At 67.2% G+C, this 12,435-nt stretch carries 13 protein-coding genes; 4 read left to right on the forward strand and 9 right to left on the reverse strand.

Annotation, left to right across the window (positions count from 1 at the left end):
* Positions 1-82 precede the first annotated feature (82 nt).
* The 9 genes from F792_RS0109890 to metG form a co-directional block, all read right to left on the reverse strand.
* Positions 83-784, reverse strand: a complete 702-nt coding sequence (locus tag F792_RS0109890; protein WP_018146041.1) for an electron transport complex subunit E — start codon at positions 782-784, stop codon at positions 83-85.
* A complete protein-coding gene (rsxG, locus tag F792_RS0109895) occupies positions 781-1,476 on the reverse strand; it encodes an electron transport complex subunit RsxG (RefSeq protein WP_018169452.1) in 696 nt (231 codons plus the stop codon). The genes F792_RS0109890 and rsxG overlap by 4 nt, the downstream gene beginning before the upstream one ends.
* Positions 1,469-2,530 carry an electron transport complex subunit RsxD gene (rsxD, locus tag F792_RS0109900; protein ID WP_018169453.1) on the reverse strand — a complete coding sequence of 354 codons (1,062 nt, stop codon included), beginning with the start codon at positions 2,528-2,530 and terminating at the stop codon, positions 1,469-1,471. The genes rsxG and rsxD overlap by 8 nt, the downstream gene beginning before the upstream one ends.
* Positions 2,530-4,200 (reverse strand): electron transport complex subunit RsxC, encoded by a 1,671-nt coding sequence (gene rsxC / locus F792_RS0109905; RefSeq protein ID WP_018169454.1) that lies wholly within the window; start codon positions 4,198-4,200, stop codon positions 2,530-2,532. Before rsxC ends, rsxD begins: the two co-directional genes overlap by 1 nt.
* Before the next feature lie 32 nt (positions 4,201-4,232).
* On the reverse strand, positions 4,233-4,817 hold the full coding sequence (gene rsxB, locus F792_RS0109910) for an electron transport complex subunit RsxB (protein WP_018169455.1): 585 nt from the start codon (positions 4,815-4,817) through the stop codon (positions 4,233-4,235).
* Entirely contained in the window at positions 4,814-5,392 is a 579-nt protein-coding gene (rsxA, locus tag F792_RS0109915) for an electron transport complex subunit RsxA (protein WP_018146036.1), read from the reverse strand. The genes rsxB and rsxA overlap by 4 nt, the downstream gene beginning before the upstream one ends.
* A 165-nt stretch (positions 5,393-5,557) precedes the next feature.
* On the reverse strand, positions 5,558-6,265 hold the full coding sequence (locus F792_RS0109920) for a hypothetical protein (protein WP_018169456.1): 708 nt from the start codon (positions 6,263-6,265) through the stop codon (positions 5,558-5,560).
* Positions 6,265-6,885 (reverse strand): methylthioribulose 1-phosphate dehydratase, encoded by a 621-nt coding sequence (gene mtnB / locus F792_RS0109925; RefSeq protein WP_018169457.1) that lies wholly within the window; start codon positions 6,883-6,885, stop codon positions 6,265-6,267. The genes F792_RS0109920 and mtnB overlap by 1 nt, the downstream gene beginning before the upstream one ends.
* A 101-nt stretch (positions 6,886-6,986) precedes the next feature.
* Positions 6,987-9,026, reverse strand: a complete 2,040-nt coding sequence (metG, locus tag F792_RS0109930) for a methionine--tRNA ligase (RefSeq protein ID WP_018169458.1) — start codon at positions 9,024-9,026, stop codon at positions 6,987-6,989.
* Positions 9,027-9,480: 454 nt separating this feature from the next.
* On the opposite strand from metG, the gene apbC reads away from it, so the two are divergent.
* From apbC to F792_RS0109950, 4 genes are all read left to right on the forward strand, one after another.
* Complete coding sequence (gene apbC / locus F792_RS0109935) at positions 9,481-10,572, forward strand: iron-sulfur cluster carrier protein ApbC (RefSeq protein ID WP_018146032.1); 1,092 nt, start codon at positions 9,481-9,483, stop codon at positions 10,570-10,572.
* 27 nt (positions 10,573-10,599) lie between these two features.
* Positions 10,600-11,166 carry a dCTP deaminase gene (dcd, locus tag F792_RS0109940; RefSeq protein WP_018169459.1) on the forward strand — a complete coding sequence of 189 codons (567 nt, stop codon included), beginning with the start codon at positions 10,600-10,602 and terminating at the stop codon, positions 11,164-11,166.
* Between the two features lie 31 nt (positions 11,167-11,197).
* Positions 11,198-12,103 carry a carbamate kinase gene (locus F792_RS0109945; RefSeq protein WP_018169460.1) on the forward strand — a complete coding sequence of 302 codons (906 nt, stop codon included), beginning with the start codon at positions 11,198-11,200 and terminating at the stop codon, positions 12,101-12,103.
* Positions 12,104-12,198: 95 nt separating this feature from the next.
* Positions 12,199-12,417 (forward strand): hypothetical protein, encoded by a 219-nt coding sequence (locus tag F792_RS0109950; RefSeq protein WP_026287977.1) that lies wholly within the window; start codon positions 12,199-12,201, stop codon positions 12,415-12,417.
* Positions 12,418-12,435 lie beyond the last annotated feature (18 nt).

The following is a 12,435-nucleotide window of genomic DNA, read 5'->3' on the forward strand; positions in this document are numbered from 1 at the left end:
TCCGGGGCGGTGGCCCCGGTAGAACGGATTCGTGGCGCCGGAAGTTTACCGGCTGACAGCCAGGAATCAAGGCCGGAGCCGATCAGGCGTTGTCGGGGCTCGCCTCGGTTGCGGTCGCGGTCTCGTCGCCGGTGGGGCTCGGTTCCGCTTCGAACTGGCTGTCGATCCAGTTCTTGGCGGCGATCAGCAGGCCCATGGCCATGAAGGCGCCGGGGGGCAGCAGGGCCAGCAGGAAGCCGTGCTCGGACGGGTAGAGCTGCAGGGTCATGCCGTGGCCCCAGTCGCCGAACAGCAGGTGGGCGTTGGCCATCAGGGTGCCCTGGCCGAGCACCTCGCGCAGGGCACCCAGGGCAATCAGCACGCCGGTGAAGCCCAGTCCCATCATCAGCCCGTCCAGCGCGGCGCGCGGAACCGAGTTGCGCGAGGCGAAGGCCTCGGCGCGGCCGATGATGGCGCAGTTGGTCACGATCAGCGGGATGAAGATGCCGAGGATCAGGTACAGCCCGTGAAACCAGGCGTTCATCGCCAGTTCGATGGCGGTGACGATGGAGGCGATGATCAGCACGTACACCGGGATGCGGATCTCCGGGCGCGCATGGTCACGGATCAGCGAGACCAGCACGTTCGACAGCAGCAGGGTCAGGGTGGTCGCGATGCCGAGGCCAATCGCGTTGACCATGGTGCCGGAGATCGCCAGCAGCGGGCACAGTCCCAGCAGCTGCACCAGCCCGGGGTTGTTGTGCCACAGGCCGTCGCGAATGATGTCGGTCAGGGTCGGGTTCATCGGCTTGCCTCGTCGTCCCCGTTGATCTCGCTGGTCGGGAGCGGTTCCGTGACGGAGCCGGTTTCCTCGGGCCGGGTCGCCAGCAATTCGTCACGGTGATGGTCGAAGTATTCCAGCGTGCGATAGACGGCGCGAACCACCGCACGCGGGGTAATGGTGGCCCCGGTGAACTGGTCGAAGACCCCGCCGTCCTTGCGCACGTGCCAGCCCTCGGCCGGTGGGTTGCCCAGTGAGCGCCCGTCGAAGCCGCGGATCCAGTCGGAGCGCTCGGCCTCGATGGCATCGCCCAGGCCCGGGGTCTCGCGGTGCGCGGAGACCCGCACGCCCTGGAGTTCGCCGTCGCGGTCGACGCCGATCAGCAGGTGGATATTGCCACTGTAGCCGTCCGGGGCGATCGCGGAGAAGACGATTCCAACCACCTCGTCCTCGGCATCGCGGGCGAACCAGACCGGCAGGGGGCCTCCACCCAGCAGCTCGTGGTGCAGATCGATGGTGTCGTGGACCGGGTCGTTGCGGTAGTCGAGTTCCCCGGTCAGCTCCGCGATGCGGTTGCGATTGACCGCCATGCGGTTCTCCGCGATGCGCGCCTCGGTGGAGTCCTGTACCAGGGCGACGATGCCGGCCCCGGCGGCGGCAAACCCAGCGAGCAGGGCGGTCGCCAGCAGGATGTCCCGTGGCTTCAGGTTACCCATGGCCGTCCCCCGGTGGCGGTCCGCGGCGCTCGCGCCCGAAGATGCGCGGGCGCGTCAGGTGGTCCAGGGTCGGGGCGACCATGTTCATCAACAGTACGGCGAAGGCGACCGCATCCGGGTAGCCGCCCCAGGTGCGGATGACGAAGATCAGCAGGCCGATGCCGGCCCCGTAGAGGATGCGCCCCAGCGGGGTGGTGGAGGCGGACACCGGGTCGGTGGCGATGAAGAAGGCGCCGATGATCACCGCGCCGCTGAATACATGGAAGGCCGGCGAGGCGAAGGAGTCCGGGTCCAGCATCCAGAAGAAGCCGGCCGGGATCGCCACGCCCAGGATCACCGCCACCGGGATGTGCCAGTGGATGATCCGCCGGAACAACAGGTACAGCCCGCCGAGCAGGAAGAAATTGCCGATCCACTCCCAGCTGGTTTCGCTGAAGGTGCCGAACAGCGGGCTGGTGGTGAGCTCGTTGACCGTGCGCCCGGCGCCCAGGCCCTCGCGCATCGCATCCAGCGGTGTGGCGCGGGTGATGGCATCCCAGTCCATGGCGGCCGGGAGGCTGCCGGTGAGGACCGTTTGCAGCGTCTGCCCGAGGCCCAGCGACATCTCGGACAGGGTGTCCGGGGCCGGCCACAGGGCCATTTCGCGCGGGAACGAGACCAGTACCACCACGTAGCCGACCATCGCCGGGTTGAACGGGTTGTAGCCCAGCCCGCCATACAGGTGCTTGGCGACGATGATGGCGAAGGCGATGCCGATCAGGGTGACCCAGACGGGTGTGAGCGGCGGTATCGCCAGCGCGAACAGCCAGCCGGTGACGATCGCCGAGTTGTCGCCCAGCGTGGGCATCACCGGGCGCTTGCGGGCGGCGACGATCGCGGCCTCGAAGGCCACCGCGAACAGCACCGCCAGGACCACATTGACCAGTACGCCCCAGCCGAAGAACCAGGCCATCGCGAGGGTGCCGGGCACCAGCGCCATCAGGACCTGCTGCATGACCCCGCCCACCGAGTGGGCCGGGATCATGTGCGGCGAGGATTCGGTGCGAAAGCGCATCAGCGGTCGCCCGTGTCCGTGGAATCGCGTTCGCCGGATTGGGAGGGTTCGGTGTGCGTCTCGGGGGTGGCGGCCGCCTTGTCCGCTTGCTCGGTCGCCGCGCCTTCGACGGCGTCCCCGGCCTTGGCGGCCTTGCGCGCTCGGGCGCGCTCGAGCGCGGCCTGGATGGCGGCCTGTTTGTCGCTGTTTTCGTTACTGGCGCCGTCGGCGCTGCTGTCTTTCTTCTTGAGCGCGGCCTTCTTCTTGGCCATGCGTTCGGCCTTTTCGCGTTCCTCGCGCTCGATGCGTTCCTGGCGGAACTCGTAGCGTTCGCGCGCGATATCCGACTTCTGGCGCTCCTTCTCGCGCGCCCAGATCTCGTTCTTGGCATAGCGGTAGTACTGCACCAGCGGGATGTTGCTGGGGCAGACATGCGCGCAGCAGCCACATTCGATGCAGTCGAACAGGCCGTACTCCTGGGTCGCGTCGAAGTCCTTGGCCCTGGCCTGCCAGTACAGCTGCTGCGGCAGCAGTTGCGCCGGGCAGACGGCCGCGCACTCGCCGCAGCGGATGCAGGGCATCAGCGGGCCGGGTGCGGGCGTGTCCTGCGGGCGGGTCGCCAGCAGGCAGTTGGTCCCCTTGATCACCGGGATGGCGTCGTCATGGACCGCGAAGCCCATCATCGGGCCGCCCATCACCAGGCGGTCCACGCCCTCGGCATAGCCACCGGCGGCGGCGATCACATCGGCGAACGGGGTCCCCAGCAGGGCCTCGACATTGCGCGGATGCTGCACGCCCGGCCCGGTGACGGTGACGATGCGCGACAATAGCGGGCGACCCTGGATCACCGCATCGCAGACCGCCTTGAAGGTACCCGGGTTGTTGCAGATCATCCCGATATCCGCCGGCAGGCCGCCGCTGGGGACCTCCTGGCCGGTGAGGACCTTGATCAGCTGGCGCTCGCCGCCGGTGGGATAGATGGATGGCACCGAGACCAACTGGACCCGTTCGCGCAGTTCGCCGGGGAGGGTCTCGGTCAGTGCCCGCATGGCCTCCGGCATGTTGTCTTCCACCGCGAACAGTACGCGCTCCACACCCAGCAGGTGGGCGACGATGCGGATGCCCTCGAATACCGCCTCGGGGGCGCTGCGCAGCAGCGAGTCGTCGGCGCTGATGTAGGGTTCGCACTCGGCCCCGTTCACGATCAGCGTGTGGATGCGCTGGCCGGCGCGCGGATTGAGCTTGACCGCAGTAGGAAAGGCGGCTCCGCCCAGTCCGACGATCCCGGCATCGCGAATGCGTTGGCGCAGCTTGCGCGGGTCGCGGGTGTCCCAGTCCAGCCAGGGCTCCATGCGGGTTTCGCCCCAGTCGTCGCGGCCATCGCTTTGGATGGTCATGCAGGGGGCGCTGAGGCCCGAAGGGTGGGGTACCGCGTGGTCGGCGATCTCCACCACCTCGCCGGAGGTGGGGGCATGCACGTGGGCTGCGATATAGCCCTTGGACTGGCCAATCCGCTGGCCCTTGGTCACACGGTCCCCGACTGCCACGCAGGGCTCCGCCGCCTCGCCGATATGCTGGCCCAGGGGGACGATCAGCCGGGACGGCACGCCCATCACCAGCACCGGGTCGCGGGTGCTGGCGTCGGTCTCTTCGGCCAGTTTCAGGCCCCCATGGAAGCGATGCAGCTGCATAAGCGTATTCTAACGGTTCGCGGGCATCCGGCTCAGCCGGGCTGCCGCGAACCGTCCGCGATGACGTGGATGGGCCGTTCGATCGGCGAAGGGTCCGGCTCCGACCAGCGCCATTCGGTGATGTCGGTGCCGACCGGGACCATGGTGATGCAGTCCACCGGGCAGGGCTCGATGCACAGCTCGCAGCCGGTGCATTCTTCCTCGATCACGGTGTGCATCTGCTTGGCAGCCCCGAGAATTGCGTCCACCGGGCAGGCCTGGATGCACAGGGTGCAGCCGATGCAGATGTTCTCGTCGATGATGGCGACGGCCTTTTCCTGTTCTTCTTCCTCCAGCGGTGTGGGCTCGCGGTCGAGCAGGTCCGCCAGGGCACGCACGGTCGCCTGGCCGCCGGGCGGACAGCGGTTGATGTCCGCCTCGCCCGCGGCGATGGCCTCGGCGTACGGGCGGCAGCCGGGATACGAGCACTGGCCGCACTGGGTCTGCGGCAGCAGGGCATCGATCTGATCGACGACTGGGTCCGCCTCCACGCGAAAGCGCTGCGCGGCGAAGCCCAGAATCACCCCGAATACGGCGGCCAGGCCGCCGATCGCGAGGATGGCGTACAGCACGCTCACAGCCGAACCAGCCCGGAGAAGCCCATGAACCCCAGCGACATCAGCCCGGCGGTGATCATGGCGATCGCGCTGCCGCGGAACATCACCGGCACGTCGGCCACCGCGATCCGCTCGCGGATGGCGGAGAACAGGATCAGGACCAGCGAGAAACCGACCGCGGCGCCGAAGCCGTACAGGGCCGACTCGACGAAGTTGTGCGCCTCCTGGACGTTCAGCAGGGCGACGCCCAGCACCGCGCAGTTGGTGGTGATCAGAGGCAGGAAGATGCCCAGCACGTTGTACAGCAGGGGCGAGGTCTTGCGCACCACCAGCTCGGTGAACTGCACCACGGCGGCGATCACCAGGATGAAGGCGATGGTGCGCAGGTACTCCAGCCCGAGCGGGAGCAGCAGGTACTCGTTGATCACGTAGGAGCTGACCGCGGACAACGTCAGCACGAAGGTCGTGGCCAGGCCCATGCCGGTGGCCGTCTCGACCTTGCGTGAGACCCCCATGAACGGGCACAGGCCCAGAAACTTCACCAGTACGAAGTTGTTCACGAGGATCGTACTGATGAGTATCAGGACGTATTCCACGTTAATTCCGAGTCGTCAGGTCAACAATACAGTATCCGGGAGTGGTACAGCGTACTCAACCCCGAGGGCTTCGTGGGTACCCGCTTTCTGCGGAGTGACCCCGTCTTTGGGCGGCTTCCAGGTGTGCGGCGGACAACCTTCTTGTCAGCGGTCCTGAGTAAGAGACTAGTTGCCCTGCGCGCCCGCGGGCATGAGCGAGGTCAAGGACCGTACCGGATGCGCGTCCTGCGCATTCGGGTCGGCCTCGGGCCGGGCGGTCATTAGCCAGGCCTGGTGCGCGCAATCGAGCTCGTCGCCACGCGCGGACAGGACCAGCACCGTCTCGGGCGTGCGGCCGATCTCTTCCGCCAGACGGCGGTAACTGCCGGCATCCCGCCGGCCCCCGATCCGGGTATCGAACAGCCCGTCCAGGCACTCTTCCACTTCCGGGTGCGGGCTGTGGCGCAGCCAGTCGCGCTGCACCGGGGCCGGGGTTGCGCCGAAACTGTAGAGGGCGACGCCGGCCGCGTGCAGGTGCACCAGGGCTTCGGCTGTGGCCGCGTCCAGTTGCGGCTGCAGCGCGCCGGCCTCCAGCGCGTCCGCCCAGACCATGCCCTGCAGTTGGCGCACCGGGGTAATGTCCTGGCCGCCGCGAATCCAGGCGCGGATCTGGGCGAGCAGGCCATCCGCGTCCAGCTCGCGCCCGGAGTAGGCGAGGATATCCGCCAGGGTGCGCTGTACCGCGGTGGACTCCGCGTGACGCTCGAGGAAGCCGGGCAGCGCCTCTTGGGCATGTGGCTCCAGCGTCTCGCGCAGCACGCCGGATGGGGCAAGGATCCCTTCGAAGGCCAGGATGATGGCCTGAGGCGCCGAATGCGCGGCAGAGGTGGCCATTACACGACGAGCTGGCGGGCCAGCGTCTCGCATTCGAACATGAACTCGAAGGCTTCGGTTCGCTGCATCGCCAGTTCTACGGTCTGACCCCAGGTGTAGAGGCCGTGCCCGTTGATCAGATACCCGGCGAGCTCCGGATTGCGCGTCATGGCGGCGTCGACCTGGGCGGCCAGCTGCTGCATGTCCGGGTGATTGGCAAACACCGGGATCTGGAGGCCGCGCGAGGGGTGTTCGCAACCCGGGAGTTCGCGCAGGGCCTCGTAGTCGCGCAGCAGCAGCGTCCCGGCGACCTGGCGCGAAAGCACCGTGCCGTGGACGCTGTGCGTGTGCAGCACGGCCCCCAGCTTGGGGTCGTGGCGGTACATGATGATGTGCAGGAAGGTCTCGGGGCCGGGGTCTCCGCTGCCGGAGATCAGGTGGCCTTCCAGATCGACGACCATGAAGTCGTGCGCATCCAGCAGATCCTTGCCGCGCCCGGGAGCGGTAATGACAATGTGCTGGTCATCCAGGCGCGCGGAGAAGTGCCCGGTGCGCGCGGGGAGCCAGCCGCGTTCCGCGAGCTCGCGTCCGGCGTCGGCCAGCAGGCGGATCTGTGCTTTGAATTCGGGGCTTTGTTCCATGCGTCCGGGGACCGAGAAAAGAGCGGCAGCTTACGCGAGCAACGGGCGCAAATCCATGGGCCGCGGGTGTTCTGCGTAAATCGCGCCGCCGGGGGCGGGCACTACTTGACGCGCATGCCGGGCCGGGCGCCGTCATCCGGATTCAGGATGTACAGCTCCGAGCCGCCCGGGCCGGCGGCCAGCACCATGCCCTCGGAGACGCCGAAGCGCATCTTGCGCGGGGCCAGGTTGGCGACCATCACGGTATGCCGACCGATCAAGTCCTCCGGCGCGTAGGCGGACTTGATGCCGGCGAATACCTGGCGCGTCTCGTCGCCGATGTCCAGGGTCAGCTTCAGCAGCTTGTCCGCGCCCTCGACGTGTTCGGCGTTGGCGATGCGCGCGATGCGCAGATCCACCTGGGCGAAGGTGTCGAAGTCGATGGTCGCGGCGATCGGATCCACGGTCGCCTCCGGGGCGGCGTTGTCGGTGGCGCTGGATGCCTCGGTCGCGGCCAGGGTGGCCTTCGACGCCTCCAGCAGCTTGTCGATGGTCTCCGCTTCGATGCGGGTCATCAGCGGCTTGAACTTCTGGATGCTGCGTCCGACCAGCGGCTCGCGGCTGGCCCAGCGGGTGTCTTCCAGGTTCAGGAACTCGGCGGCGTCGGCGGCGAGCTTTGGCAGCACCGGGGCGAGATAGACGATCAGGATCCGGAACAGGTCCAGCCCCTGGGTGTTGATCGCCTGGACCTCGGCCTCGCGGCCCTCCTGCTTCGCCAGGACCCAGGGTTGGGCCTCGTCGATGTACTGGTTGGCCTGGTCGGCCAGGGCCATGATGCGGCGCATCGCCTGGGCGAATTCGCGCTTCTCGAACGCCTCGGCAATCGCCTCGCCCTCGGCAACGAAGGCCTCGTGCAGGTCCGGGCGCGGGAGTTCCGCGGCCAGTTCGCCGTTGGAGCGCTTGTTGATGAAGCCGGCGCAACGGCTGGCGATGTTGACCACCTTGCCGACCAGGTCCGAGTTCACGCGCTGCACGAAGTCTTCGAAATTCAGGTCCAGGTCGTCGACGCTGTCGCCCAGCTTGGCGGCCAGGTAGTAGCGCAGGGATTCCGGGTTCAGGTGCTCCAGGTAGTCGCGGGCGCGGATGAAGGTGCCGCGCGACTTGGACATCTTCTGCCCGTTGACGGTCAGGAAGCCGTGGCAGAACACCGCCGAGGGGGTGCGATAGCCCGCACCGTGCAGCATGGCCGGCCAGAACAGGGTGTGGAAGTAGGCGATGTCCTTGCCGATGAAGTGATACAGCTCGGCGTCGGAGTCCGCCCCCCACCAGGCGTCGAAGTCCAGCCCCTGCTGCGCGGCGTAGGCGCGAAAGCTCGCCATGTAGCCGATCGGTGCGTCCAGCCAGACGTAGAAGTACTTGCCCGGCGCATCGGGGATCTCGAAGCCGAAGTAGGGTTTGTCGCGGGAGATGTCCCAGTCGCTGAGACCGGTGTCGAACCACTCGTCCAGCTTGTTGCGGATCGCGTCCTGCAGGCGTCCGGAGCGGGTCCATTCGCGCAGGAAGGCCTCGAAGTCGCCGAGCTTGAAGAAGTAGTGTTCGGAGGCGCGCGACTCCGGGCGCGCACCGCTGATCGCGGAGACCGGGTCCTTCAGGTCCAGCGGGCTGTAGGTCGCGCCGCAGGCCTCGCAGGAATCGCCGTACTGTTCCGCGGCGCCGCATTTGGGGCAGGTGCCCTTGATGAAGCGATCGGGCAGGAACATCCCGGCCTCGGGGTCATAGGCCTGGTCGATGGTGCGGGTCTCGATATGTCCGGCATCGCGCAGCGCGGTGTAGATCTGCCCGGCCAGCTCGCGGTTCTCGTCCGAATGGGTGGAGTGGTAGTGGTCGAACCCGATGCGGAAGTCGGCGAAGTCGGCCTCGTGCTCCTGGCGCACGCGGGCGATCAGTTCTTCCGGCTCGATGCCCTCGGCGCGCGCCTTGAGCATGATCGGCGTGCCGTGGGCGTCGTCCGCGCAGACATAGATGACCTCGTGGCCGCGCGAACGCTGGAAGCGCACCCAGATATCGGTCTGGATGTATTCCACCAGGTGGCCCAGGTGGATCGGGCCGTTGGCGTAGGGCAGGGCGCTGGTGACGAGGATCTTGCGCGGGGTATCGGTCATTGCTTGGCTCGTTTGGGTGGCACCGGGCGCGGGTGCAGGGGCGCTATTGTCGGGTTTGGCTCGCGGGTTGTCGAGGCGTGCCAAGGGCTCCGGCATGTTGTCCACAGAAGTTGTGGATAACTCTGTGGGCAACCCGGTGGAATCGGTCGCCAGGCCTTGCCACACAAGGCCGCATGACAAATTGGTTAAAAAACGACCAACGCGTAGGAATGTAGGTAAAACAGTATCTTGAAGAACAATGGTGCAGCGACTTAGATGCTTGTGCGCCTATCTTGGCCGATGTTCCCTATCTTCAGGTCCTTTGTGCATAAAACCGTCGCAAGGGCCTTGACACCTGCCTTGATTCGCGCCTGGGGGGCTTCGGAAAGGACGGGTGGCTCGTGGTGCCATTGGCGTCGTGCACCGAGGCCAGTAGAATCGCGCGATCACTCCCAACATCGGATGCCACGTACCCATGGCCGAACTCGCGCGAGAGCAGATCGAAAACGCCCTGAAGACCGTTCAGGACAAGTACCTCGAGCAGGACCTGGTCGCCGCCGGCGAGGTCCGGGACATCCGCGTGGACGGTGCCCGTGCCGCGATCGATATCCAGATGGGGTATTCCGCTGCTGGGTACCACGACGAGCTGCGCGCCGCCATCCAGGGTGCCCTGGCGGGTGTGGCCGGGCTCGAGTCCTCCGAGGTCACCATCAGCACGAAGGTCACGACCCACGCGGTGCAGAAGAGCCTGAAGCCAATGGCGGGGATCAAGAACATCATCGCCGTGGCTTCCGGCAAGGGCGGGGTGGGCAAGTCCACGACCGCGGTCAACCTGGCGCTGGCCCTGGTCGCCGAGGGCGCGCAGGTCGGTATCCTGGATGCCGACATCTATGGCCCCAGCCAGCCGCGCATGCTGGGGATCAAGGACAAGCCGGAATCCAAGGACGGCAAGAGCATGGAGCCGCTGGAGCGCCACGGCGTGCAGGCGATGTCCATTGGTTTCCTGATCGACGAGGACACGCCAATGATCTGGCGTGGCCCGATGGTTACCCAGGCGCTGGAGCAGCTCCTGAACGAGACCAACTGGAAGGAGCTGGACTACCTGATCATCGACCTGCCGCCGGGCACCGGTGACATCCAGCTAACCCTGTCGCAGAAGATCCCGGTCTCCGGTTCGGTGATCGTGACCACGCCGCAGGACATCGCGTTGCTGGATGCGCGCAAGGGCCTGCGCATGTTCGAGAAGGTCGAGGTGCCGGTGCTCGGCATCATCGAGAACATGAGCATCCACATCTGCTCGAAGTGCGGCCACGAGGAATACATCTTCGGCCAGGGCGGCGCCGAGGGCATGGCGGAGGAATACGGCGTGGATCTGCTGGGCGCACTGCCGCTGGACATCCGCATCCGCGAGCAGGCGGACGGTGGCGAACCCACCGTGGTCGCCGACCCGGAGGGCCGCATCACGGAGATCTACCGCGAGATCGCACGGCGCACGGGTGCCAAGCTGGCTGAGCAGTCCAAGGACTACAGCAGCAAATTCCCCAACATCGTGATCCAGGACAACTGATCCGGTGCGCCACCAGGGACAGGCCCAATGAGCATCAAGGCGGACCGCTGGATTCGGGAGATGGCCGAGACGAAGGGCATGATCGAGCCCTTCGAGCCCGGCCAGATCCGCTACCGCGACGAGCAGCGGATCGTGTCCTACGGGACCTCGAGCTACGGCTATGACGTGCGCTGCTCCGATCACTTCAAGATCTTCACCAACATCAACTCCAGCGTTGTCGACCCCAAGGGCTTCGACGAGGGCAGTTTCGTGGACGTGCAGTCGGACTGCTGCATTATCCCGCCGAACTCCTTTGCCCTGGCGCATACGGTCGAGTACTTCCGCATCCCGCGCGATGTGCTGACCATCTGTCTGGGCAAGTCGACCTACGCGCGCTGCGGCATCATCGTGAACGTGACCCCACTGGAGCCCGAGTGGGAGGGCCACGTGACGCTGGAGTTCTCCAACACCACGCCGCTGCCCGCCAAGATCTACGCCAACGAGGGCGTGGCGCAGATGCTGTTCCTGCAGTCCGACGAGGTCTGCGAGACCTCCTACAAGGACCGCGGTGGCAAATACCAGGGCCAGCGCGGCGTCACGCTCCCGCGCACCTGACCCAACCCTTCAAGTACGGAGTAGGCCCGCCATGCGTATCGTGATCGCGCTGGGCGGTAACGCCCTGCTGCAACGCGGCGAGACCCCCTCGGCCGAGGCCCAGCAGCACAACGCCCAGTGTGCGGCGGCAGCCATCGCGGCCGTGGCGCGCGAGCACGAGGTGGTCGTCACCCACGGCAACGGGCCGCAGGTGGGGTTGCTCGCCAATCAGGCGGAATGCGATCGCATCGCCTGGCCGCTGGATGTGGTCGGGGCCGAGAGCCACGGCATGATCGGCTACATCCTGGCGCGGGAGCTGCATAACGCGCTGGGCCATGACCGGGTGGCGAGTCTGCTCACCCAGACCGAGGTCGACCCGAACGACCCCGCCTTCGACCACCCGGAAAAGTTCATTGGCCCGACCTGGGACGCGGCCCGCGCCCGCGCGCTGGCCGACGAGCGCGGCTGGGACGTGGCACCAGACGGCGAGGGCTGGCGGCGGGTGGTGGCGTCGCCGGAGCCGCAACGCCTGCTGGGTATGGAGGCCGTCCGCAGTCTCGTGGATGGCGGGTCGGTGGCGATCTGTGCCGGGGGCGGCGGCGTACCGGTCGCGCGTGACGGCGACGGGCGTCTATACGGCATCGAGGCCGTGGTGGACAAGGACCTGACGGCCGCGCGCCTGGCCGCGCATGTCGGGGCGGACTGGTTGTTGATGCTGACCGATGTCGACGGCGTCTACATGGACTGGGGCACACCGGACGCCCGGCGCCTGAAGGCGCTTCTGGTTACGGCCGTGGAGCCGGCGGCGTACCCGGGCGGTTCCATGGGGCCGAAGATGGAGGCTGCACGGCGCGCTGCCCAGGGCGGCATTCGGGTCGGGATCGGTTCGCTGGAGGACGCCGCGGCTATCCTGGCCGGGCAGGCGGGGACCCGGATCCTGCCGGTGGGCGCCGCCTGAAGCCCTTGCCGGAACCCCCGCCTGTTACACTCGATGTTGCACGCCCGCCGCAGAGTTTGCAGGCTTCGAGTACACATGGATCAAGAGTGAAGATGATGCGAGAGATTCAGCGAGCCGCCCCCCTGGTGATCGGTCTGACGGCCGTGGGTCTGCTGGCGCTAGGCTGCGGCAGCGGCGAGCCGGAGGAGTCGGCCGGCCCCGCCCAGGGCCTGGAGCAGGGCGGCATCACGCCGCAGGACATGTCCAGTGACGAGGCGCGGCGCCCGCAGCAAAGCGGCATGCCCGCCGCGGACGTGAAGCGCGCAACCGACTGATTGGATCGGTGACTGCGG

Source organism: Thioalkalivibrio sp. ALMg9 (genome assembly GCF_000380625.1).
In the GTDB taxonomy this organism is placed as follows: Bacteria; Pseudomonadota; Gammaproteobacteria; order Ectothiorhodospirales; family Ectothiorhodospiraceae; genus Thioalkalivibrio; species Thioalkalivibrio versutus.